22 protein-coding genes and 2 tRNA genes are annotated in these 23,844 nt (G+C 61.1%); 19 read left to right on the top strand and 5 right to left on the bottom strand.

Annotated features, from left to right (window positions below):
* The first annotated feature begins 4 nt into the window (after window positions 1–4).
* From rlmN to AACO21_RS05430, 15 genes are all read left to right on the top strand, one after another.
* Entirely contained in the window at window positions 5–1,099 is a 1,095-nt protein-coding gene (gene rlmN, locus AACO21_RS05500; RefSeq protein WP_346191499.1) for a 23S rRNA (adenine(2503)-C(2))-methyltransferase RlmN, read from the top strand.
* The gene (pilW, locus tag AACO21_RS05495) at window positions 1,096–1,881 is read left to right on the top strand and encodes a type IV pilus biogenesis/stability protein PilW (protein ID WP_346191498.1); all 786 of its coding nucleotides are present in this window, start codon (window positions 1,096–1,098) and stop codon (window positions 1,879–1,881) included. Before rlmN ends, pilW begins: the two co-directional genes overlap by 4 nt.
* Complete coding sequence (locus AACO21_RS05490; RefSeq protein WP_346191497.1) at window positions 1,878–2,726, top strand: helix-turn-helix domain-containing protein; 849 nt, start codon at window positions 1,878–1,880, stop codon at window positions 2,724–2,726. The genes pilW and AACO21_RS05490 overlap by 4 nt, the downstream gene beginning before the upstream one ends.
* A 3-nt stretch (window positions 2,727–2,729) precedes the next feature.
* The gene (gene ispG / locus AACO21_RS05485; protein ID WP_346191496.1) at window positions 2,730–3,959 is read left to right on the top strand and encodes a flavodoxin-dependent (E)-4-hydroxy-3-methylbut-2-enyl-diphosphate synthase; all 1,230 of its coding nucleotides are present in this window, start codon (window positions 2,730–2,732) and stop codon (window positions 3,957–3,959) included.
* The gene (gene hisS, locus AACO21_RS05480) at window positions 3,956–5,245 is read left to right on the top strand and encodes a histidine--tRNA ligase (protein ID WP_346191495.1); all 1,290 of its coding nucleotides are present in this window, start codon (window positions 3,956–3,958) and stop codon (window positions 5,243–5,245) included. The genes ispG and hisS overlap by 4 nt, the downstream gene beginning before the upstream one ends.
* Before the next feature lie 4 nt (window positions 5,246–5,249).
* Window positions 5,250–5,888: a tetratricopeptide repeat protein gene (locus AACO21_RS05475; protein ID WP_346191494.1), complete on the top strand. Its 639-nt coding sequence runs from the start codon at window positions 5,250–5,252 to the stop codon at window positions 5,886–5,888.
* Window positions 5,885–7,036, top strand: coding sequence for an outer membrane protein assembly factor BamB (gene bamB, locus AACO21_RS05470; protein ID WP_346191493.1), 1,152 nt, complete (start codon window positions 5,885–5,887; stop codon window positions 7,034–7,036). Before AACO21_RS05475 ends, bamB begins: the two co-directional genes overlap by 4 nt.
* A complete protein-coding gene (der, locus tag AACO21_RS05465) occupies window positions 7,033–8,364 on the top strand; it encodes a ribosome biogenesis GTPase Der (RefSeq protein ID WP_346191492.1) in 1,332 nt (443 codons plus the stop codon). The genes bamB and der overlap by 4 nt, the downstream gene beginning before the upstream one ends.
* Window positions 8,365–8,440: 76 nt before the next feature.
* Window positions 8,441–8,677: an RNA chaperone Hfq gene (hfq, locus tag AACO21_RS05460; RefSeq protein ID WP_011288708.1), complete on the top strand. Its 237-nt coding sequence runs from the start codon at window positions 8,441–8,443 to the stop codon at window positions 8,675–8,677.
* Between the two features lie 60 nt (window positions 8,678–8,737).
* Window positions 8,738–9,892 (top strand): GTPase HflX, encoded by a 1,155-nt coding sequence (hflX, locus tag AACO21_RS05455; protein WP_346191491.1) that lies wholly within the window; start codon window positions 8,738–8,740, stop codon window positions 9,890–9,892.
* A 36-nt stretch (window positions 9,893–9,928) separates the two neighbouring features.
* Window positions 9,929–11,236, top strand: a complete 1,308-nt coding sequence (gene hflK, locus AACO21_RS05450; protein WP_346191490.1) for an FtsH protease activity modulator HflK — start codon at window positions 9,929–9,931, stop codon at window positions 11,234–11,236.
* A complete protein-coding gene (hflC, locus tag AACO21_RS05445) occupies window positions 11,236–12,123 on the top strand; it encodes a protease modulator HflC (RefSeq protein WP_346191489.1) in 888 nt (295 codons plus the stop codon). Before hflK ends, hflC begins: the two co-directional genes overlap by 1 nt.
* Window positions 12,120–12,305: a DUF2065 domain-containing protein gene (locus AACO21_RS05440; protein ID WP_346191488.1), complete on the top strand. Its 186-nt coding sequence runs from the start codon at window positions 12,120–12,122 to the stop codon at window positions 12,303–12,305. The genes hflC and AACO21_RS05440 overlap by 4 nt, the downstream gene beginning before the upstream one ends.
* Window positions 12,302–13,456, top strand: a complete 1,155-nt coding sequence (locus AACO21_RS05435) for an ATP phosphoribosyltransferase regulatory subunit (protein WP_346191487.1) — start codon at window positions 12,302–12,304, stop codon at window positions 13,454–13,456. The genes AACO21_RS05440 and AACO21_RS05435 overlap by 4 nt, the downstream gene beginning before the upstream one ends.
* Window positions 13,457–13,459: 3 nt before the next feature.
* On the top strand, window positions 13,460–14,767 hold the full coding sequence (locus AACO21_RS05430) for an adenylosuccinate synthase (RefSeq protein ID WP_346191486.1): 1,308 nt from the start codon (window positions 13,460–13,462) through the stop codon (window positions 14,765–14,767).
* A gap of 44 nt (window positions 14,768–14,811) precedes the next feature.
* Here the strand turns inward: AACO21_RS05430 and AACO21_RS05425 are convergent, their stop codons facing one another.
* From AACO21_RS05425 to AACO21_RS05415, 3 genes are all read right to left on the bottom strand, one after another.
* On the bottom strand, window positions 14,812–15,150 hold the full coding sequence (locus AACO21_RS05425; RefSeq protein WP_346191485.1) for a hypothetical protein: 339 nt from the start codon (window positions 15,148–15,150) through the stop codon (window positions 14,812–14,814).
* Window positions 15,151–15,309: 159 nt separating this feature from the next.
* Window positions 15,310–15,394: transfer RNA gene (locus tag AACO21_RS05420), tRNA-Leu, on the bottom strand.
* 156 nt (window positions 15,395–15,550) lie between these two features.
* Window positions 15,551–15,635 (bottom strand) — tRNA-Leu (locus tag AACO21_RS05415).
* 40 nt (window positions 15,636–15,675) lie between these two features.
* On the opposite strand from AACO21_RS05415, the gene rnr reads away from it, so the two are divergent.
* The 4 genes from rnr to AACO21_RS05395 all read left to right on the top strand — a co-directional run bounded on the left by rnr (window position 15,676) and on the right by AACO21_RS05395 (window position 20,471).
* Window positions 15,676–18,105 carry a ribonuclease R gene (gene rnr / locus AACO21_RS05410; RefSeq protein WP_346191484.1) on the top strand — a complete coding sequence of 810 codons (2,430 nt, stop codon included), beginning with the start codon at window positions 15,676–15,678 and terminating at the stop codon, window positions 18,103–18,105.
* Window positions 18,106–18,216: 111 nt separating this feature from the next.
* Window positions 18,217–18,774, top strand: coding sequence for a hemerythrin family protein (locus AACO21_RS05405; RefSeq protein WP_346191483.1), 558 nt, complete (start codon window positions 18,217–18,219; stop codon window positions 18,772–18,774).
* Window positions 18,775–18,840: 66 nt separating this feature from the next.
* The gene (rlmB, locus tag AACO21_RS05400; protein ID WP_346191482.1) at window positions 18,841–19,572 is read left to right on the top strand and encodes a 23S rRNA (guanosine(2251)-2'-O)-methyltransferase RlmB; all 732 of its coding nucleotides are present in this window, start codon (window positions 18,841–18,843) and stop codon (window positions 19,570–19,572) included.
* A gap of 5 nt (window positions 19,573–19,577) precedes the next feature.
* Entirely contained in the window at window positions 19,578–20,471 is an 894-nt protein-coding gene (locus AACO21_RS05395) for a DMT family transporter (protein ID WP_346191481.1), read from the top strand.
* 3 nt (window positions 20,472–20,474) lie between these two features.
* Here the strand turns inward: AACO21_RS05395 and AACO21_RS05390 are convergent, their stop codons facing one another.
* A complete protein-coding gene (locus AACO21_RS05390; RefSeq protein ID WP_346191480.1) occupies window positions 20,475–21,851 on the bottom strand; it encodes a fused MFS/spermidine synthase in 1,377 nt (458 codons plus the stop codon).
* Window positions 21,844–23,829 (bottom strand): response regulator, encoded by a 1,986-nt coding sequence (locus AACO21_RS05385; RefSeq protein ID WP_346191479.1) that lies wholly within the window; start codon window positions 23,827–23,829, stop codon window positions 21,844–21,846. Before AACO21_RS05385 ends, AACO21_RS05390 begins: the two co-directional genes overlap by 8 nt.
* Window positions 23,830–23,844: the final 15 nt, after the last annotated feature.

Genomic DNA, 23,844 nt, shown 5'->3' with positions numbered 1-23,844 from the left:
AGCGATGACCGTCAATCTGCTGGATTTCGATGCCGATGGCCTGACCGCCTGGTTTGCCGAACAGGGTGAAAAGCCTTTCCGGGCGAAACAGGTGTTGCGCTGGATGCATCGATCCGGTGTGGCGGACTTCGACGCCATGACCGACATTGCCAAGAGCCTTCGCGAGAAGCTCAAGGCAAGGGCGGTCGTGGCCCCGCCTGCTGTCGTGTCCGATAAGTTGTCGGATGACGGTACGCGCAAATTCCTGATTGATGTCGGCAACGGTAATGCCGTTGAAACCGTCTTCATCCCCGAGGATGATCGGGGGACCCTCTGTATTTCCACTCAGGCAGGGTGTGCGCTGGATTGCGCATTCTGTTCGACCGGAAAGCAGGGTTTTAACCGTAACCTGACGGTATCGGAAATCATCGGCCAGCTTTGGCAGGCCAACAATGCGCTGGGCGTCGTGCACGGTGATGAGCGGGTGATTTCCAATGTCGTCATGATGGGCATGGGCGAGCCCCTGGCCAACTTTGAGAACACGGTCGCGGCTTTGCGACTGATGCTGGACGATCATGCATACGGTCTGTCACGTCGTCGTGTGACGGTGTCGACGTCCGGCCTGGTCCCAGTCATGGATCGGCTGCGTGAAGAATGTCCGGTGGCCCTGGCAGTGTCCCTGCATGCGCCGAACGATGCGCTGCGCGACCAACTGGTGCCGATCAACCAGAAATATCCGCTCAAGGAACTGATGGCGGCGTGTCAGCGCTATCTCGAAAAAGCGCCGCGCGATTTCGTGACGTTCGAATACACGATGATTGACGGCATCAACGATACGGATGCGCATGCCCGCGAGTTGCTGGGGCTGGTGCGCCATGTGCCGTGCAAATTCAACCTGATTCCCTTCAATCCCTTCCCGGGGTCGCCGTTCCGTCGTTCCGCCGCTGAGCGGGTGCGGCGTTTTGCCGATATCCTGATGCAGGCGGGTATCGTGACGACAACGCGCAAGACGCGAGGCGATGATATCGATGCGGCCTGTGGCCAGTTGGCCGGTCAGGTCAAGGATAAGACCCGGCGTACGGCCGGACGCGTGATTCCTTTGCGTGAGGAGCACTCATGAGCAAGGTGGTGTGGCGGATCTGCTTGTCGGTGTGTGTGCTGCTGACCAGTGTCGGGAGTTTTGCCCAGTCGTCTTATGAGGGCGGGGCGCGCATGTCGGCCTCCGATGCGCGTTCGCGCGCTCGGGTCCATACCGAACTGGGGGCGGCGTATTTCGAGGCCGCCCATATGGGGGCGGCGCTGGATGAGCTGAAGATCGCGTTGGAGGCAGACTCCGCGTATGCGCCGGCCTACAGCATGCGTGGTCTGGTGCATGCCCATCTGAAAGAGGATGCCAAGGCGGACGCCGATTTTCGTCGCGCCCTGGAAATTGCGCCGCGCGACCCCGAAGTGAATAACAACTATGGTTGGTTTCTCTGTCAGACGGGGCGGGCCAAACAGTCCGTGAACTATTTCGTCCAGGCGCTCAGGGATCCGCTCTATGAAACGCCGTGGCACGCCTATACGAATGCCGGGATGTGTTCGATTCGTGCCGGCGATCTGGATGCCGCACAGGGCTATTTGCTGAATGCAATCCGGGTGGGGCGTGACGGTGCTTATCTGGCGCGCTTCCATCTGGCTGACTTGCTCTACCGTCGGGGCAATCTCAGTGAGTCCCGTATTTATCTGGCAGAGACGATGAAGGCGATTGATCCGCCCAGTGCGGAAATGTTGTGGCTGGCGCTGCGTCTCGAACGGCGTCTGGGCAACCGGGCGGCGGAGGCCACCCATGCGACCCAACTCCGCAATCGTTATCCGACCTCGCCGGAGTATCAGGAATTCCTCAAGGGCAATTTTGAATGAGTGAGCAATACACCGAGGTGCTTGTCGAGCAGCCGATTTCTCCTGCGGAAGCAGGCCCCAGCGTGGGGGCGCGTCTGCGTGCCGCCCGTGAGGCGCGTTCACTCTCCCTGCATGATATTGCCAACACACTGAAACTCGGAGCCCGGCAGGTCGAGGCGCTCGAGGATGGGAATTGGGAGGCCTTGCCTGGACATACCTTCATCCGTGGTTTCGTGCGCAATTACGCCCGCCTGGTCGAGCTTGATGCGGCTGAATTGATGGCCAGTCTCGATCGGACCCTGGTTAAGCCCAAAACCAGTCTGGATGTCGTTGAATCCGGCGCCGCTGTCCTGCCGACAACCGGCCGGGGATTGTCCCGCCGCGATCGCAATGTCGTGCTGAGCGGTTTGGTTGCGGTGGCTTTGGCTGCGGTCGTGTACATTGCCTTGCCGGATGATCTGAGTGCTTGGCGAGAGGGCTTGCAGGGGGCGCTCGATTCGCTCTCCCGTAAGGAGGAGCCGGTGCCTGCCGCCGAAACGACCGCTCAGGATCCCGTTCTTCCGCCTGGGACGACGCCGCAGCAGGTGTTGAATCCGCAGGCTGAAATGGTAGCTCCGCCCGCCCTGGAGGCTGCACCCTTGCGCTTCGTTTTTGATAAGGAATCCTGGATTGAAGTCCGGGATCGCAGCAATAAAGTGATTTTTTCTCAGCGTAACGGTATGGGCAGCGAGCAACAGGTGGCCGGCGAAGGGCCGTTCTCCCTCGTGATTGGCTATGCGCCCGGCGTTCGTCTGTTCTGGCGTGGCCAGCCGATTGACTTGGCGCCCCATACGCGGGGCGATGTGGCGCGCCTGGTTCTGGAGTAATACATGACGCATCCTGGCAAGCGCTTGACGCGTGCGACGGCGATTGGCCATGTCCGTCTGGGCGGCAGCGCCCCGGTCGTGGTCCAGTCCATGACCAATACCGACACCGCTGACTATCTGGCAACCGCCATTCAGTGTGCCGAACTGGCGCGTGCCGGTTCCGAACTGGTCCGGATCACGGTGAATACCCTGGAAGCGGCTGCAGCCGTACCGCACATTCGTGATCATCTCGACAAGATGAACTGCAACGTGCCGTTGATCGGGGATTTTCACTACAACGGTCACCGTTTGCTGACCGAACATCCGGCTTGTGCCGAAGCCCTGGCCAAGTACCGGATCAATCCGGGTAATGTCGGTTTCGGCAAAAAGAAGGATGAGCAGTTTGCGCAGATGGTCGAGCTGGCCTGTCGTTATGACAAGCCGGTGCGCATCGGCGTGAATTGGGGCAGCCTGGATCAGGAACTGCTGGCCCGGATTATGGACGAAAATTCGCGTCGACCGCAGCCGCTGGATGCGACCGAGATGATGCGTCACGCCATGGTGACTTCGGCGCTGGAGTCTGCTGCGAAGGCTGAGGAAGTCGGCTTGGCCGGCGACAAGATCATCCTGTCCTGCAAGGTGTCCAGCGTGCAGGATCTGATCGCCATTTACCGCGAACTCGCAAAGCGTGCCGACTATGCGCTCCATCTGGGGCTCACCGAAGCCGGCATGGGATCCAAAGGCATTGTCGCGTCGACCGCCGCCCTTTCCGTTCTGTTGCAGGAAGGGATCGGCGACACGATCCGCGTTTCCCTGACGCCGGAGCCGGGCGGTTCGCGCGCACAGGAAGTCATCGTGGCGCAGGAAATCCTGCAGACCATGGGCTTGCGTGCCTTTACCCCGATGGTTGCAGCCTGCCCGGGGTGTGGCCGGACGACCTCCACCTTCTTCCAGGAACTGGCCGGTGATGTGCAGGATTTTGTCCGTGCCCGCATGCCCGAGTGGAAGCTGCAGTACGATGGTGCCGAGAACATGACGCTGGCCGTCATGGGCTGCATCGTGAACGGGCCGGGGGAATCCAAGCACGCCAATATCGGGATTTCCTTGCCGGGTACCGGCGAGGCCCCGTCTGCACCGGTTTACGAAGATGGCGTCAAAACCGTCACCTTGAAGGGCGACAACATCTCCGCCGAGTTCAAGGACATCATCGAGCGCTACGTCCAGCGCACTTACAAGAAGAAACTGCAAGCATGAGCCAGACCCTCCAGTCCGTGCGCGGGATGAATGACATCCTCCCGGATGAAGCCGAATTTTGGGAAGTTTTTGAAGAAACCGTACGTTCCTGGCTGAAGAGCTACGGTTATCGTCCGATCCGCATGCCGATCGTTGAGCCGACGCCGCTGTTCAAGCGCGCCATTGGCGAAGTGACGGATATCGTCGAGAAGGAAATGTACTCTTTCGAGGACAGCCTGAACGGCGAACAGCTGACCTTGCGTCCGGAAGGGACGGCCGGGTGCGTTCGTGCCGTGATTCAGCACGGTCTGGCGAATCAGATTCCGCGTCGCTTGTACTACATCGGCCAGATGTTCCGTCACGAGCGCCCGCAAAAAGGCCGTTATCGCCAGTTTCATCAGGTCGGGGTCGAGTCCATCGGCTTCGCCGGGCCGGATATCGATGCCGAAATGATTCTGATGGGCGCCCGCTTGTGGGATGACCTCGGTCTGGATGGCATCGAACTGCAGATCAATAGTCTGGGTCAGCCGGAAGAGCGCGCTCAGCACCGCGCCGCCCTGATCGCCTACTTCGAGCGCTATCAGGACATCCTCGATGAGGACGCCAAGCGTCGCCTCTACACCAATCCCCTGCGCATTCTGGATACCAAGAATCCCGCCTTGCAGGAAATGTGTGCGCAAGCGCCGAAACTGATCGATTATCTGGGGGCAGAATCCCTGGCTCACTTTGAAGGGGTGCAGCAAGTCCTGAAGGACGCAGGCGTGCCTTATACGGTCAATCCCCGCCTGGTGCGCGGTCTCGACTACTACAACCTGACGGTCTTCGAATGGGTGACCGACAAGTTGGGCGCGCAGGGTACGGTCTGTGCTGGTGGTCGCTACGACGGCCTGGTCGGCCAACTGGGCGGCAAAGCAACGCCGGCCTGCGGTTTCGCCATGGGTGTCGAGCGTTTGATTGCGCTGATCAAGGAGTCTGGCGGTGAGCCGGCGGCGCCTGCGCCGGATGTGTATGTTGTGCATCAGGGCGAACAGGCCTCGCGGCTGGCGTTCCGCGTGGCGGAAGGTCTGCGCGATCAGGGCATCGATGTGCTGTTGCATTGCGGCGGCGGTTCCTTCAAGTCACAGATGAAGAAAGCCGACGGCAGTGGCGCAACCTTTGCCGTCGTGATCGGCGATGATGAAGCCGCAACGGGCGAGGCCCAACTGAAATTCCTGCGCGAAGAAGGTGCGGCGCAGCTTAAATTGAAGGTGGATGATCTGGCGGAAGCCATCATCGGCCAACTGATCGATTCGGACGAAGAGGAATAAGGGCATGGCGCATTACGACCTCGAAGAACAGGAACAGATTGATTCCCTGAAAACCTGGTGGAACATGTACGGCAACCTCATCACGGGTGTGGTGGTGGCCGGTGCAGTCGCCGTTGTTGGGTGGCAGGGTTGGAACTGGCATCAGCGTGGCCAGGCTGCTCAGGCTTCCGCCATTTACGGTGTGCTGGAGCAGGCTGTAGCGGCGCGTGATGCGCAAAAAGTGAAGGCGGCTGCCGGTGAATTGGCCGAAAAATTCGGCGGTACCGCTTATGCCGGCATGGGGGCGCTGGTCGCTGCACGCCAGTCCTTTGAGGCGGGCGACCTGAAGACCGCCACCGCTCAGCTGACCTGGGCCGTCGAGAATGGCAAGGACGAGGTCCGTGATCTGGCGCGTCTGCGCCTGGCTGCGGTGCAACTCGACGAGAAGGCCTACGATCAGGCCCTGAAGCATCTGGAGGCGGCTCATGCACCGGCGTTTGATACCCGTTTCCTTGAGCTCAAAGGCGATATTCTGGCAGCGCAGGGCAAGGGTGCTGATGCCAAGGCCGCGTACAAGGCGGCACTCGACAAGATGACCGACAAAGCCGGTCCGACCCGTGAATTGCTCCAGCAGAAACTGGATAGCCTGGGCGAGGCCGCATGATGATTTCCCGTCGCCTGCTTTCCTTGATGGTGATTGCCGGCCTGATGGCTGGATGTTCTACCCTGGACTCGCTGAATCCGTTCTCCTCGTCCGCGCCGAAGATGGCCGCTTTGCAGCCCTTCAAGGCGTCGACGGAGGTCCGTGTTCTGTGGTCGGCCAAGGCAGGCAAGGCGGCTGATTACATATTCACGCCGGCCGTGGTGGGTAATGTGGTTTACGTTGCCGGCGCGGAAGGTGCGCTGAGCCGGATTGAGGACGGTCGGGTTGTCTGGAAGGTCAAGGCAGCGCCGGGGCTGTCCGCCGGGGTGGCGGCTGATGCGCAGCGTGTCATTGTGGCGACGCCGAAGGGCGAGGTGCTGGCCTTCGCGGCCGACGATGGCAAACCGTTGTGGTCGGCCCGTGTCTCGAGCGAGGTGTTGGCTGCGCCGGTAATCGGCGATGACGGTGTGGCTGTGAAGAGCGGTGATAACTCGGTCTTCCTCTTCGATGCAAACAACGGTAGCCGCAAGTGGGTCTATCAGCGTGCCACGCCCTCGCTGTCTGTGCGCGGTGCGGGTTCGCCGGTATTTGCCGACCGCTACCTGTTTGTAGGCTTCCCAGGGGGTAAGCTGGTGGCCCTGGGGCTTCAGAATGGCGCGCCGGTCTGGGAGGGTGCGGTTGCCCTGCCCAAGGGGGCGACGGAACTGGACCGGGTGGCTGACATCGTGGCATCGCCCGTGGTCGACGGTCGACAGATTTGTGCGGCCGCTTTTCAGGGCCGAGTGGCCTGCTTTGACATGGGGCAGGGCGGGGCCATGGTCTGGTCGCGCGATATTTCCTCGTCCAATGGTCTGGCGCTGGATGGCCGCTATCTCTTCGTGACGGATGACAAGGGCGCGGTGTATGCCCTCGATCGTTTGTCGGGGAGCAGCCTCTGGAAGCAGGACAAGTTGCTCAATCGTCGCGTTTCAGGCCCGGTCGTCCGCCGTGGTCTCGTGGCGGTTGCCGATGCCGAAGGCATCGTCCATTTTCTCTCTCGCGAGGACGGCAGTTTTGTCGCTCGCCAGAAAACCGACGGCGATCCCATCCGTAGCCAGCCGCAGGGCCTCGGCGGCGGTCTGGTGGTCCAGACGGCCGGCGGTTATGTCAGCGCAATCGAGGCGCAATGAAACCCACTATTGTTCTAGTTGGCCGGCCTAACGTCGGCAAATCCACGCTCTTCAACCGCTTGACCAAGTCGCGTGATGCGATTGTGGCCGATCTGCCGGGCCTGACCCGCGATCGCCATTATGGTCATGGTCGTCTGGGCAAAAAGCCTTTTCTGGTGGTCGATACCGGTGGTTTCGAGCCGCTCGTCAAGGAGGGTATCCTCCATGAGATGGCCCGCCAGACAGAGCAGGCCATTGCAGAAGCCGATGCCGTGATTTTCGTCGTCGATGGCCGGACCGGCCTGACGCCGCACGACAAGGAAATTGCCAACAAGCTGCGTTGCATCAACCGCCCGGTGCTGGTTGCGGTCAACAAGGCGGAAGGCATGAATCACGGCATGGTTGAGGCCGAGTTCCATGAACTCGGTCTGGGTGAGCCGAATGCGATGTCTGCCTCCCATGGCGAAGGCGTCCGCGGCATCATCGAACTGGCGCTGGAACCCTTCCCCGAGCCGGAAGACGATGAGTGGCACTCCGATGCCACCCGCGTTGCCATCGTGGGGCGTCCCAACGTTGGCAAGTCCACGCTGATCAATACCCTGCTGGGCGAAGAGCGCGTCATCGCCTTCGATGCGCCGGGTACGACCCGCGATTCGATCGAGATCGATTTCGAGCGGGATGGTCGCAAATATGTACTTGTTGATACCGCCGGTATGCGCAAGCGCGGCAAGGTGTTCGATGCCATCGAGAAATTCTCGGTCATCAAGACCCTGCAGGCGGTTGAAGATGCGAACGTTGCCATCCTGATGGTCGATGCACAAGCCGATGTTTCCGATCAGGATGCCCATATTGCCGATTTCATCGTGCAATCCGGCAAGGCGCTGGTCGTTGCGGTCAACAAGTGGGACGGCCTCGATCCGTACGTGCGCGAACAAACGCGTCTGATGCTGCAGCGCAAGTTGAAATTCCTGGATTTCGCCAAGTTCCACTTCATTTCCGCACGTGAGAACGTCGGTCTGGGCAATCTGTTCAAGTCGGTCGATTCGGCCTACGCCGCCGCCATGACCAAGATGTCCACGCCGCGCCTGACCCGCGTGCTGGCCGATGCCGTGGCGCGTCAGGCGCCGCCCAAGCATAACGTCTTCCGTCCGAAGCCGCGTTACGCGCACCAGGGGGGCTCCAATCCACCGATCATCGTGATTCACGGCAATGCCGTCGATCATATTGGTGACAGCTACAAGCGTTATCTCGAACACACCTTCCGGGAAGCTTTCAAGCTGCAAGGTACGCCGCTGCGTATCCAGTTCGTGACCAGCAATAATCCGTTTGCGGACAAGGGGAAGAAATAAGCGGTAAATGTTTTGGCATTGCGCGCTTTTTTCTGTACATTAGGCCACTCATAACAACACACATGGAGTCCACACCATGAGCAACAAAGGGCAACTTTTACAAGACCCCTTCCTTAACGCGCTGCGTCGCGAACATGTTCCCGTTTCAATTTACCTGGTAAACGGGATCAAATTGCAGGGCCAGGTTGAATCTTTTGACCAGTACGTCGTGCTCTTGAAGAACACGGTTACCCAGATGGTGTACAAGCACGCCATCTCCACGGTTGTCCCGGCCCGCCCGGTCAACCTCCAGCAGGAACAGGCTGCGGAGTAATCCGCCGCACCATTTGGCCCGCCCGGTGCGGCGGGCCTTTTCTCTTTTCAGGATACGCCCATGATGGAACGACCCGCCGCCGGTGAACGTGCGGTGCTCGTTCAGCTCGACTTCGGCCAGATGGATCTCGCCGATCAACTGGAAGAAGTACGTCTGCTGGTCGAATCGGCCGGTGGCATTGTCGCAGCCGAAGTCACCGGGCGGCGCCAGGCGCCCGATCCGAAAACCTATGCAGGCAAGGGCAAGGTCGATGAAGTGGCGGCCATGATCGCCGCCACCCAGTCCGATCTGGTGGTGTTCAATCACGAGCTTTCACCGGCGCAGCAGCGCAACCTCGAGCGTGAACTCAAGTGTCGTGTTGTCGACCGTACCAGCCTGATCCTGGATATTTTTGCTTTGCGTGCTGCGAGCGCAGAGGGCAAGCTTCAGGTCGAGCTGGCGCAGCTGGAGCATTTGTCGACCCGCCTGGTGCGGGGCTGGACTCACCTGGAGCGTCAGCGGGGCGGGATCGGTATGCGCGGGCCCGGCGAAACCCAGCTTGAGACAGATCGTCGCCTCCTTGGAAAACGGGTCAAGTTGCTCAAGGAGCGCCTGGCCAAACTGGCGCGTCAGCGTCATGTGCAGCGTAAGGCCCGGACACGGGGCAACATGCTCACCGTCTCACTGGTCGGCTATACCAATGCAGGTAAGTCGACCCTGTTCAATGCCCTGACCCGCGCCGGCGTCTATGCGGCCAACCAGTTGTTTGCCACCCTGGATACCACCTCACGCAAACTCTGGATCGAGGGCGCGGGTAATGTCGTGATTTCGGATACGGTGGGTTTTATCCGGGATCTGCCGCATGCGCTGGTCGATGCCTTCCACGCCACGCTGGAGGTTGCGACGGATGCGGACCTCCTGCTGCATGTGGTGGATAGTGCCAGCCATGCGCGTGACGAGCAGATTACCGAGGTGAACAAGGTTCTGGCCGAGATCGGTGCTGATCAGGTTGAGCAGGTCATCGTCTGGAACAAGATCGATCTGACCGAGGCCTCGCCCGGGGTGGATCGAGGCGAGTATGGTAATATCGCGCGCGTCCGTCTGAGTGCGCGCACTGGTGAAGGTTTGGAACATTTACGGGAAACCGTGGCCGAATACGCCAGAGCCAAGGCTGAGGCGCGCCAGAAGGCGATTGAAGAAGCCGAGCGCGAGTTTCTTGACGATTACATTAACTGATTCCCGAGACCCATGATCCCAACTCTAGGTATCTTCATGTCGCTGAATGACCCGCAGTGGGGGAATCGCGGCGGCAATGACAACGACAAGCCGGGCGGTTCCCGGCGTCCCAACGATGGGCCTCCCGACCTGGAAGAGTTGTGGCGGGATTTCAATAACAAGCTGTCCGGTGTTCTGGGTAAAAAGAACGGTGGCGGCGGCAACGGTGGCGGGGGCGACGGTCCACGCATGCCGAACATCGATTTCAATCCACGCTTCGTCGGTAGCGGCCTTGGCTTGCTGGCCGGATTGGTGGCCGTAGTCTGGCTGGCCTCCGGGTTTTATATCGTTGATGCCTCTCAGCGCGGTGTCGTGCTCCAGTTCGGCAGTTTCAAGGAAACCACCGAGCCGGGTTTGCGCTGGCGCTTGCCCTACCCGATCCAGTCACACGAACTGGTTAACCTGAATGGGGTGCGCACGATCGAAATCGGTTATCGCGGCAGCGAACGCAACAAGGTGCTGAAAGAAGCCCTGATGCTCACCGATGACGAGAACATCGTGAACATCCAGTTTGCCGTGCAGTACATCCTGAAGGATCCGGTTGAATATCTGTTCAACAACCGTCATCCGGACGAAGCGGTCATGGGCGCGGCCGAAACGGCGGTGCGCGAGATTGTCGGCAAGAGCAAGATGGATTTCGTGCTCTATGAAGGCCGCGAGCAGATTGCAACCCAGGCCGCCAAGCTGATGCAGGACATTCTCGATCGCTACAAGAGCGGCATCCTGATTTCCAAGGTGACGATGCAGAATGCCCAGCCGCCGGAGCAGGTGCAGGCCGCTTTTGATGATGCCGTGAAAGCGGGGCAGGATCGTGAGCGTCAGAAGAATGAAGGTCAGGCCTATGCCAATGACGTCATTCCGAAAGCCAAGGGGACGGCGGCCCGTCTGATGGAAGAGGCGGAAGGTTATCGCTCCCGCGTGATCGCTTCTGCCGAGGGGGATGCCTCCCGCTTCAAGCAGGTTGTCACCGAGTATGCGAAGGCCCCGGAAGTGACGCGCCAACGCATGTATCTCGACACCATGCAGCAGATTTTCAGCAACACCAGCAAGGTGATGGTCGATGCAAAGGGGCAGGGCAATCTGCTCTATTTGCCGCTCGACAAGCTGATGCAGGCGGGTGCGGTGCCTGCTGTTGCCGGCGCCGCGCCGGCGGAGGGTGTGACCAATGCGCCGGTGCGTAACGGCACGCCGCTGGGTGGCGAGGTGCCGCCGCAGGTTGAGGCCGCACCGAAGGTCGGTGGGGGTGCATATTCATCCGGTTCGCGCGAGGGATCGCTGCGTTCGCGTGATCGGGAGGGGCGTTGATGAGCTCGCGTATTCATGTAGCTGGCGGCGTTGTTGCAGCGGCGCTGCTGATTCTTGCCATGTCCATCTTCACGGTTGATCAGCGCCAGTACGCGCTGGTTTTCCAGTTGGGTGAAGTCAAGCAGGTCATCACCGAGCCGGGGATGAGCTTCAAGGTGCCGATGATCCAGAATGTGCGTTATTTCGAAAAGCGCATCATCACGCTGGATAACGCCGAGCCGGAGCGTTTCATCACCTCCGAGAAGAAGAACGTTCTGGTCGACTCCTATATCAAGTGGCGGATTGTCGATCCCAAGCTTTATTACATTTCGGTCGGCGGCGATGAGTCGCGTGCCCGTACCCGCCTGAATCAGACGGTCAACGCCGGTTTGCGTGAAGAATTCGGCAAGCGGACCGTGCATGACGTGGTGTCCGGCGAGCGTGACAAGATCATGGACAAGATGCGCGAAAAGGCGGATGCCGATGCCCGCAAGATCGGTGTCGAAATTGTCGATGTCCGTCTGAAGCGCGTTGAGTTGCCTACCGAGGTCAGCGATGCCGTCTTCCGTCGCATGGAAGCCGAGCGCAAGCGCGTGGCCAACGAACTGCGTTCCGAAGGTGCTGCCGAGGCTGAAAAAATCCGTGCCGATGCCGATCGTCAGCGCGAAGTCATCATTGCTGAAGCCTATCGCGATGCCCAGAAGCTGAAGGGTGAGGGCGATGCCAAGGCGACCGCGATCTACGGTGCGGCTTTCGGTCAGAATGCGGAGTTCTATGCCTTCTACCGCAGCCTCGAGGCCTATCGCAGCAGCTTCAAGAGCAAGAACGATGTGCTGGTCGTCGAACCGAATTCGGACTTCTTCAAGTACATGAAGCACAGCGGTCGCGGAAACGAAAAGGGCAAATGACCTCGACGCTGCTCCTGGCCTTCGCACTGATGCTGGTGCTGGAAGGTCTGATGCCCTTTGTTGCGCCGGCGGCGTGGCGGGAAACCTTCCGCCGCCTTATTCAATTCTCGGACGGGCAGATCCGTTTCGTCGGCTTGACGTCGATGATCATCGGCCTCGTCCTGCTCATGGTCTTTTCATGAACTGGCTGTTACCTGAATACATTGCCGATGCCTTGCCGCATGAGGCTGGCCGTATCGAGGGCTTGCGCCGCAAGTTGCTTGATCATTTTCGCGTGCGCGGTTTCGAGTTTGTCATGCCGCCGATGCTGGAGTATCTGGATTCCCTGCTCACCGGTTCCGGGCAGGATCTGAAACTCCGGACCTTCAAGCTCGTCGATCAGCTTTCCGGGCGCACCCTCGGCATCCGTGCCGACATGACGACCCAGGCGGCGCGGATCGATGCGCACCTGCTCAATCATCAGGGTGTGACGCGCCTGTGCTATTGCGACAGCGTCCTGCATACCTTGCCGGCCACCATTTCTGCCAGCCGAGAGCCGGTCCAGGTGGGCGCCGAGTTGTACGGTTACGCGGGTATCGAGGCAGATCTTGAAGTCATCCGCCTGATGGCGGGGGCCTTCGAGGCCATTCGTCTGCCGATTCGTCGTATCGATCTCGGCCATGTCGGGATTTTCCGTGCTTTGGCGGAGGCTGCCGGCCTGCCGCCCGAGGCGGAAGAAAGTGTACTGAGCCTGCTGCAATCCAAGGATGCGACCGGCCTGGCCGAGGCGACCGCGCATGTGGCTGCGCCGTGGCGTGAGGCGTTGCTGCGTTTGCCGGCGCTCTATGGTGATGCCGGCGTGCTCGACGAGGCGGCCCGTGTGCTGCCCGACCTGCCGGCCATTCGTGCCGCCCTGGAAAGCCTGCGTCACGTGGCTGAACAGGCGCCGGGTTTGCCGCTGTCGTTTGATTTGTCTGACCTACGCAGCTATCACTACCATAACGGCGTGATTTTTGCGGCTTACTGCGATGGCTACCCCGCCGCAGTGGCGCTGGGTGGGCGTTATGACGGCGTGGGCAAGGCCTTTGGCCGTGCGCGTGCCGCGACGGGGTTTTCCATGGATTTGCGCGAAGTGGCCCGTCTGGTCCCTGCCGGCAAATCCGCCGGTGCCATTCTGGCACCCTACGCGGGCAAGGATGCATCGCTTGCCGGCCATATCACTGCCCTGCGTGAGCAGGGTGAAATCGTCGTCGAACTGCTGCCGGGCGAATTCGCCTGCGAGGGCCCGCGTTGCGATCGCAAGCTGGTTCGGTTGGGCGAGCAATGGATTATTGAAGCAATACAAGAGGACTAAGAAATGGCCAAGAATGTCATCGTGGTGGGCACCCAGTGGGGCGACGAGGGGAAGGGCAAGATCGTCGACTGGCTGACCGATCACGCCAAGGGGGTGGTGCGGTTCCAGGGGGGGCATAACGCCGGCCATACGCTGGTCGTGGGCGACAATGTCTACAAGCTCAATCTCGTGCCGTCCGGCATCGTGCGCGATGGCGTTGATTGCTATATCGGCAACGGTGTCGTGCTCGACATTCACCACCTGATTGCGGAAATTGCCGAGCTGGAAAAGGGCGGCATCGACGTGCGTTCGCGCCTGAAGGTCAGCCCGGGCTGCCCGATCATCCTGCCGTACCATTCCGCTATCGACAAAGCACGTGAAGCCGCCAAGGCCGGTGACAAGAAGATCGGCACGACCGGCAAGGGGATCGGCCCGACCTATGAAGACAAGGTGTCCCGTCGCGGCCTGCGCGTCTACGATCTCTTCCATCCGGAACGCTTTGCCGAAAAGCTGAAGGAAATCCTGGATTACCACAACTTCGTCCTGACCCAGTATTTCAAGGCGGATCCGGTCGATTTCCAGGCGGTCTACGATCAGGCCATGGCCGATGCGGAAATCATCAAGCCGATGGTCGTCGATGTGTCCGCAGCCCTTTACGACGCCAACAAGGCCGGCCATAACATGCTGTTCGAAGGCGCGCAGGGTACCCTGCTCGACATCGACCACGGGACCTATCCTTTCGTGACCTCCTCGAACTGCGTTTCCGGCCAGGCGGCTGCGGGCGCCGGCGTGGGTCCGGGCATGCTGCACTACGTGCTGGGTATCACCAAGGCCTATTGCACCCGCGTGGGCGGCGGTCCTTTCCCGAGCGAGCTGGATATCGATACCGAAGGCACGCCGGGCCACCAGATGTTCTCGGTGGGCAAGGAGTTCGGTACCGTGACTGGCCGCAAGCGCCGCTGCGGCTGGTTCGATGCCGCCCTGCTGCGCCGCTCGGCCCGTATCAACGGTCTGACCGGTTTGTGCATCACCAAACTCGACGTGCTCGACGGTCTGAAGGAAATCAAGATCTGCACCGGCTACAAGCTGGACGACAAGGTGATCGATCTGTTGCCGATCGGTGCCGATGATGTCGCCCGTTGCGAGCCGATCTACGAAACCATGCCGGGTTGGGAGGGCACCACCTTCCGCGTCAAGCGTTGGGAAGACCTGCCGGTCAATGCGCAGGCTTACCTGAATCGTCTGGAGGCGCTGTGCGAAGTGCCGATCGCCATCGTGTCGACCGGCCCCGAGCGTGACGAAACCATCCTGAAGCAGCACCCGTTCAAATAAGACGGGCTGTCTGAAGGTCACGGGCCTGTGGGCCCGTTTTTCGTTTACCGGGCCGGCACGGCTTGCCAGCCATCCGGGCAATATTGGATGTAAGGATAGTACTGCCCGACGGTGGGGCAGAAATACCAAATGCGCGGGCTGGGTGGGGGCGCGCCATAGATGAAGGCTGGGGGCGGTGGGCTGGGTGCTTGCTGATAGATCGTGGCGCCAATGGCGGCGCCGGCAATGCCCAGTGTGATCGCGGGGCCAACCCAGTGTCGGTGATGGTGGTGCTCGTGGCCGCCGTAGCGGTAACTGCGGTGATGGTCCCGGTCGGCAAGTGCGGGCTGGGTTGCGCTGGCAAGCAGGGCGGCGGCAATCAGGGAGAGGAGGCGCTTGTTCATGGGCAGGTTCTTCCGGTCATGCCTGATTAACGCGCTGTTGCCATGTCCGGATGACCGACATCGGTCTTGCAGTTGTGTGCAATTGTTTCCGAGGTCGTGGCCTCCGGCTGGCGCCAAGAAAAAAGGCTTCGCGTTTGCGAAGCCTTTGATCTGAATTCGTGGTGCCCAGGAGAGGACTCGAACCTCCACGCCGCTAAGCGCTAGTACCTGAAACTAGTGCGTCTACCAATTCCGCCACCTGGGCACAGGTGAAGAGCGCGCATTATATCGATTTCTCGGGAAATGTGAACTGCTTTTTTTCGGGCGGCCGGAACAGGCTGCTTTTGGAGGATGTGCGAAAATGAGGGCAGGCAGAAAAGAAAAAAGGCCTCGCAAATGCGAAGCCTTTGATCTGAATTCGTGGTGCCCAGGAGAGGACTCGAACCTCCACGCCGTTAAGCGCTAGTACCTGAAACTAGTGCGTCTACCAATTCCGCCACCTGGGCACAGGTGCGAAGAGCGCAAATTATAGGGGATAATGTCCGGATGTCAAGAAAAAAGCTTACCAAGGTCCGTAAGGCGGACCCCTTCCTGGCACGGGAACTGGAACGTTACGAATTTCCCCTGCCTTCCCGTGAATACATTCTGCAGGTCATGGCCGAGGCCGCTCAGCCCTTGAGTTTCGAAGAGTTGGTCGAGCGCCTCGATATCACCACGGCCGAGCGTGATCTTTTCCTGCGTCGTCTGAAGGCGATGGAGCGGGAAGGGCAGTTGATGAAGAACCGCAAGGATGCGTACATCGTGCCGGAGCGGGCCAGCCTGATTGCCGGCAAGATTCAGGGGCATCCGGAGGGGTATGGATTCCTGATTCCGGATGACGGCAGTGCCGACATCTTTCTCGAGCAGCATCAGATGGCCAAGGTCCTGCATGGTGACCGTGCGCTGGTGCGCGTCATGGGGATTGACCGCAAGGGGCGGCCTGAAGGCAATATTGTCGAGGTGACCGAGCGCGCCAATACCCGTGTGGTCGGCCGTGTGTTCGTCGAGCACGGGGTGATCTTCGTGGTGCCCGAGAATCGCCGGATTGGTCAGGACATCCTGATTCCGGCGGATCGCAAGTCCAAGCTGAAGGTGCAGTCCGGGCAGGTGGTGATGGTGGATATCATCGAACAGCCGACCCGCTATTCGCAGCCGATCGGCCGGATCAGCGAAGTGCTCGGCAACTATGCCGATCCCGGCATGGAGATCGAGATCGCCTTGCGCAAGCACGACCTGCCCTTCGAGTTTTCCTCGGCGGCGCTGGCCGAGAACGAGGCGGTGCCGGACAAGGTCAAGAAAACCGATCACAAGGGACGGGAAGATCTGCGCGATTTGCCGCTGGTGACCATCGATGGCGAGACGGCGCGTGATTTCGACGATGCCGTCTATTGCGCCAAGCAGGGCCGTTGCTGGCGGCTCGTTGTGGCGATCGCCGATGTGTCGCATTACGTCAAGCCGGGCATGGCCCTCGATGTCGAGGCCAAGGCGCGTGGTAATTCGGTGTATTTCCCGCGCCGGGTCATCCCGATGCTGCCGGAAAAACTCTCGAACGGCATTTGTTCGCTTAATCCCGAGGTCGACCGTCTGGCCATGGTCTGTGACATGGAAATCGGGCCGACCGGCAAAATTCGCGAATATCGGTTCTACCCGGCCGTCTTCCGCTCCAAGGCGCGCCTGACCTATACCCAGGTCTGGTCCTGGCTGTCGGGCGAGGCGCAGGCGGAGGATCCGGTGCATGTGGCGCTGCAGCCGCATCTGCACGAACTCTACAAACTCTTCAAAGTGCTCAATCAGGCGCGCTGGAAGCGTGGCGCGATTGATTTCGAGACCACCGAAACCCAGATGCTCTTCAACGAGCAGGGCAAGATCGAGAATATCGTCCCGACTTCACGCAATGACGCGCACCGCATCATTGAAGAATGCATGTTGGCGGCCAACGTCTGTGCCTCGATGTTCCTGGCCGAGCACAAGCAGGTTTACCTGTACCGTATTCACGCCGCGCCGGGCGAAGAAAAACTGAAGAATCTGCGCAGTTTCCTGGGGGAGTTCGGCCTCGACATGCCGGGCGGCGAGGAGCCTACGGCCAAGGACTATGCCGCGCTGCTCGAAAAAATCAAGCCGCGCCCCGATTTCGAACTGCTGCAGACCGTCATGCTGCGCTCGCTCAAGCAGGCCATGTACAGCCCGGACAATGTCGGGCACTTTGGCCTTGCCTATGAGCACTACACGCACTTCACTTCGCCGATCCGGCGTTATCCCGACCTCCTGGTGCATCGCGCCATCAAGGCGGTACTGGCCGGCAAGAAGTACACGCCGGATGAATCCTGGGAAGACATCGGTCTGCACTGTTCGGCCACGGAGCGTCGCGCTGACGAAGCGACGCGCGATGTGACCAACTGGCTGAAGTGTTTCTACATGAAGGAACGGATTGGCGAGGCCTTCGAGGGCTCGATCTCGGCCGTCACCTCCTTCGGTATTTTTGTTGCACTGGATGCGGTGTATGTCGAAGGCCTGGTCCATGTTTCCGAACTGGGTGAGGACTATTTCCAGTTCGACAACGTCAAGCATCAGATGCTGGGCGAACGGACCGCGCAGCGTTACCGTCTGGGCGACCGGGTGCGCGTCAAACTGGCCCGGGTCAATCTTGAAAACAACAAGATCGACTTCACCCTGATCAAGGAGGAGGGGGCGCGCAAAGGACGCAGCACGCCGCGTCCTCGTACGTCCACCTCTCTGCCGGCAGCGTCGCGTCGTGCCGCGCCAGCCCCCAAGGCTGCCCCGCTCGGGAGCAAGACGGGCAAGGTCGCGAAACCCGCAGCCAAGCCGGTCGCCAAACCAGCCAAAGCAGGCAAGGCGGCAGGCAAGCCTAAAGCGGCGAGCAAGCCCCCAAAAAAAGCGGCAAATAAAAAGGTGGCGAGCAAAAAAGGACGGCGCTGAGCCTTAAATTTGTGGGGTTTTGTAAATCCTCCGACTTTCGTTCTATGCGGTAAGGCGTAGCTTGGCTTAAAATATTAGTCTTTCGTGATTGTTTTCTGCCAAGCCCGTCTCATGAACGACCTCTGCGAACGCGGATGCAAACAGGACATCGGGGATGCCGTGCCGGTAACGGACTGGATCCCGGGTGCCCCTTTGCCGCCCGAGCTCGAAACCGGGCATCGGACGCTCGATTTCGAGCACCGGCAGTTGCTGGCCTGCATGACGGCCACCCGGCAGATCTGTCTCGACATCCGCCAGTTTGATTCCTGCAGCTGCTGTATTCCGGCGCGCCGTCGGCAGTGTGAGACGGAGCTCGTTCGCCTGCTGGGCGATCTCCTCTCCTTCATCCTCGATCACTTCAAGACCGAAGAGCAGATCATGCGTGATTCCTTGCTGCTCGCGCTGGATCGTGAAGTCTGCGAAGCCCATATCGAGGACCATGCGGCGATTTCGTCGGCGGTCCAGAAGCTGGTGTCCGCGCTCGATAACCGGATGACCGTGCAGTTGCTGCGCGAACTCGACGACCTGCTCGGGCGCTGGATCACCAACCATGTCCTGATGCACGACATGCTGCTGGTGCGCTGGGTGGCGCGTCACGCGGCGGCGCAGCGGGTCACGCAGCAGCTTTGACCATTTTCCGACGGTCGACCGTCGGGCGCAGGGTAAAATCGCGGTTTCGATTTTGACTGCTTGACCATGTCCTCCCGCCTGATCTACGGCTTTCATGCCGTCACCGCCAAGCTCCGCCACGATCCGGAGTCCCTCAAGGAAATCTATATCGATGCGACGCGTCAGGATGCGCGTGCGCGCGACCTGATCAAGCATGCCGAACTGCAGGATGTACGCATCATCCTCGCCGATGGCAAACGGCTCGACGGGATGTCGCCGGGCGCACGCCATCAGGGGGTCATTGCGCGTGTCGAAGGCGGGCGCAAGATCGCGCATCTGGACGATGTGCTCGATACCCTGGAAGAACCGCCTTTCCTGTTGGTGCTCGATGGCATTACCGATCCGCGCAATCTCGGCGCTTGCCTGCGCGTGGCCGATGCGGCCGGCGTGCATGCCGTGATCGCACCCAAGGACCGCGCGGTCGGCCTCACCGACGTGGCGGCCAAGACGGCCTGTGGCGCGGCCGAAACCGTGCCTTATGTGATGGTCACCAATCTGGCCCGCACCCTGCGCGAACTGCAGGAACGCGAGATCTGGGTGGTGGGCACGGCCGGCGAAGCAGAACACGATCTCTATCAGGCTGAATGGCCGAAGGCGACGGCCTGGGTGCTGGGCGCCGAAGGGGAGGGCATGCGTCGCCTGACCCGCGAAAACTGTGATCAACTGGTGCGCATCCCGATGCATGGCAGTGTGGAAAGCCTGAACGTCTCTGTGGCGGCCGGCGTCTGCCTGTTCGAGGCGCGTCGCCGTCTCGGCTGAGCGTCGTGCCCCTTGCTCTGAGCCATCGCCGTGCGGTGGTCTTGATGGTCCTGGTGACGCTGCTCTGGAGCATGGCGGGTGTCGTCACGCGCCACCTGGAGAGCGCCCAGAGTGTGGAAGTGACATTCTGGCGCAGCGCCGCCAATGGCCTGTCGCTGGCCCTCATGCTCTCGTTCTGGCGTGGTCGTGCCTTCTGGGGGGCGCTATGCCGTGCGCCGCGGATCGTCTGGGCTTCCGGCCTGTGCTGGTCGGTGATGTTTACCGCCTTCATGCTGGCGCTGACGCTGACCTCGGTCGCCAATGTTTTGGTCACCATGGCCTTGGGGCCGATGCTGACCGCCATCCTGGCGCGTGTTTTTCTGGGCCGTCGCTTGCCGGCCCGGACCTGGGCCGCAATCGGCCTGGCCGGCCTCGGTATCGCCTGGATGTTCGGCGCAGAGCTGGGGCGGGGCGGGGCCATGCTCGGCATGCTGGTGGCCTGTGCCGTCCCGCTGGCCGGCGCCACGAACCTGACCTTGCTCGAGCATGCCGGCGGCGCTCGCCAGATGCCGGACATGCTGCCCGCCGTGATGCTGGGGGCGGGCTTTTCTGCCGCCGCCATGTTACCGCTGGCCTGGCCGCTGCAGGCTGGCTGGCACGATGTCGGCCTGCTGACTTTCCTTGGGGTGTTTCAGCTGGCCCTGCCGTGCCTGTTGATGGTCTGGCTCAGTCGCGCCCTGCCGGCGCCGGAAATTGCCTTGCTGGCACTGCTTGAAGTGCTGTTCGGGGTACTCTGGGCCTGGTTGGGGGCGGATGAAGTGCCAGCCCGGGAAACCTTGCTTGGGGGCGGGTTGGTCCTGCTCGCGCTGGTTGGCAACGAGGTGGCGGGCGCCCGCGCACAGCGTCTGCAGCCGGCCTGAGGTTTATTGCGCCGTCTGCAGGCGATCCAGATCTGCGCGGTTGAGTTCGTCGGTGTAGGGCTGCGTGTGCGCCGGATGGCTGCTCGCAAAACACATCACTTCGACATTGCTGAGCGGGCGGCCTTTGTGCAACACCTCGACGGCGCAGCGTCCATAAACCCGTTCGATCGTGGCCAGCAGATTGCGCGCGTAGGGGCTTTCCAGCTTGCCATCCAGAATGAGGTTGGCGAGCAGGACGCCCTCCGGCTTGAGCGCATGGCGGGTGTCCGCCCAGAAATGCTCGGTAATGAGGTGGCTCGGAATGGCAGTGTGCGAGCTGTAGACATCGACCAACACGGCATCAAAGCGCTCGCTCGTGCCGGCCACATAACGGCGTGCGTCATCGACGATGAAGCGGCCATTGATCCCGATTTTCAGGAAATGCTGTTCGGCCAGTTCGCGGATGGCCGGATCGATATCGACGTAGGTGTAGCGATTGAGCGGTTCGCGGTGCGAGAGGGTAAAACCGCCTGCGCCCAGAACCAGAATGTCGCGTTCGCGAAAGCCCAGGTCTTCCAGCAGGATCTGGCGCAGGTGCCGGATATAGCGGGTGTAATGGGGGGGCTCGCTGTCGTCGATCAGGGAGGCCACCGACTGATTGACCGTGAAGGCCCGGGGATGATCCTGGCCCGGGAGTTGAACCGGTGTGACCGAATAGTCGGCATAGGCCGTTTCTGCGGTCGCGGGTGCATGCAGGTTCAGGGCGACGGTCGCGGCGACGGTCAACAGGCTGGCGAGGGCCATTTTCGGCGTTCGCCCCGCCAGCACCAGGCAGCCGCCAATCAGGCCGAGGCTGCAGGCCACGACTGCCGCCGAAACGCCCAGCCATTGCATGAGACCCAGCGAGAGGGCGAGCGAGCCAAGAAAAGAGCCGAGGGTTGAGGCATACAGTGCCTGTCCGGACGCTTGGCCGATGCGCTCATGGTGCATCAGGTTGGTCAGGATGGGGACGGTCTGGCCGAGCAGCCAGGCAATCGGGCATAACACCGCACCAACAAAGAGCAGATAAGCGATCAGGCTGGGCTGCGCGTGCTTGAACAGGAGATCGACCGTCCAGCCCGCCAGACCGAGGCCGGCGATCAGGGCCGAGAGCAGGAAGTTGCGGGCAACGATACGGCGGTAATCCTGGCTGACCCGGCCGCCGGCAGCGTAGCCGAGCGCGAGGGCCAGGAGGAAGAAGCCGATGGTCGGGGCCGTAACCAGAATGGCGCTGCCGACATGGGGCACCAGGCGGCGCAGGGCGATGACTTCGGCCCCGAGTGAGCAAAAGCCCTCGATGAAAACGATCAGGTAGAGCTGCCGGAGCGGCATCGATGCCGCCGGATCGGCGGTCTTAAGCATGCTGGCCGAGCCAGCGGGCAATGCTGCCGAGCAGGAGCTCCGGTGAAATCGGTTTGGCGATGAAATCGTTCATGCCGGCCCGCAGGCAACGCTCCCGGTCTTCCTGGAAGGCATTGGCCGTCATTGCGACGATGGGCACCGGGCGTCCGCCCTGGCGACGGATGCGCCGGGTGGCTTCCAACCCGTCCATGAACGGCATCTGCATGTCCATCAGGATCAGGTCGTAGGGGGTGGTGCTGGCCCGGGTGACGGCTTCCACGCCATTTTCTGCGCAGTCCACCTGATAGCCTGCATCCTGCAACAGGAATTCGGCGATTTCGCGATTGATCGGTTCATCCTCGACGAGCAGGATGCGGTAGGGGCGGGCCAGTGTGCGGCGCAGGGGCAGGGCGAGGGTGTCGTTGCTCAGGGGAACTTCGGCGGGCGCATGCATGAGGCGGGCGCTCAGCCAGAAGGTGCTGCCCTGGCCGAGCGTGCTGCTGGCGTTGGCTTCCCCGCCCATCAGATGGGCCAGTTGGCGCGTGATGGCCAAGCCCAGGCCTGTCCCGCCATGTTTTCGGGTCATCGAATTGTCCGCCTGTTCGAAGGCATCGAAGAGACGGCTGAGCACGGTTTCCTGAATGCCGATCCCGGTGTCGCTGACCGCAAACCGGATCAGTGCCGAGCCGCCGTCATCGTCGACCAGGCTGGCTTGCAGGCGGATATGCCCGCGCTCGGTGAACTTGACGGCATTGCTGGCGTAGTTGAGCAAGGCCTGTTGCAGGACCGTGACATCGCCCATCAGTTGGCGGGGCAAGGCGGGGTCGATCTCCGTGCTCAGGCGCAGGCCCTTATGGGTGGCCTGGGTCTGGATCATGTCGGCGACTTCCTGCAGCAGGCCGGCGACCGAGAAAACCTGAGGATGGAGGGTGAGCTTGCCGGCCTCGATCTTGGACAGTTCAAGCACCGCATTGATGATGCGCAGAAGGTGCTTGCTGGCGCCCTCGAGCTTGTTCATCTGGTCGGCCTGGCGCTCGTTGAGCCCGCCACGGCGAATCAGGTGGGCCATACCGGTGATGGCGTTGAGGGGCGTCCTGATTTCGTGGCTCATGTTGGCCAGGAAGGCGGTCTTGGCCACGCTGGCGGCTTCGGCTGCATCCTTGGCGCGCTTCAGTTCGAGGGTGCGGGCTTCGACCCGTGCTTCGAGTTCGGTCAGGGTGCGGTGGTTTTCGGTGGTGTCCCGGGTGATCGAGAGCAGGCAGGGATGGCCGTCCAGCTCCATGGGGGAGACGGAAAAAACTCCCCAGAAAATGTCCCCGTTCTTGCGCCGGAAACGGGTTTCCAGGCTCATGTACGGGGTGCCTGCCAGGATGGAGGCCGCCATTTGGTGGCGATCTTCCGGATCTGCCCAGACGTTGATTTCCAGCGAGGTGTGACCGATCAGTTCGTCCCGACTGAAACCAGTCATGTTCAGGAAGGCATCGTTGACGTCAACGTAGGTGCCATCGCACAGCGATGTGATGGCAATCGCGTCCATGGTGGTCTGGAAGGCAGTGCGGTAACGCCGTTCACTGGCTTCCAGGGCCTGGCGCGAATTGACCAGGTCGGAGATGTCGCGGAAGTACCAGACCCGGCCGAGGTAGCTGCCATCCCGCCCGCGCAGGACGTTGGAGTGGCGGCGCAGCGTGCGGCCATCGCGCAGGCGGTGTTCGCAGATATCTTCCTGGTCCGGGTGGGCATAGAGATCAAGGACCCGTGCCGTGTAAGCCGCCGGGTCGTCGATCAGCGGGAGAGCGAGCGGGAGGAGTTCCTTGTCCGGAGTGCCGATCAGGCTGTCCAGCCCCGACACGGGAACGGGAATCCGCCAGATTTCCAGAAAGCGGCGGTTCACGGAAGCGATGCAGTCATGCTGGTCGACGACCAGAATGCCATCCGGCGCCTGGTTCAGGATGGCTTCCTGAAGTGAGGCGCGGAATTCGTCGCTTTGCGGTGTTGGCACGATCTTCCCTGAGCT

The organism is Dechloromonas sp. ZS-1 (assembly GCF_039649255.1).
Taxonomy (GTDB): domain Bacteria; phylum Pseudomonadota; class Gammaproteobacteria; order Burkholderiales; family Rhodocyclaceae; genus Azonexus.
Note: the sequence above shows the minus strand (reverse complement) of the source record. Positions and strands in the feature narration are given on the sequence as shown.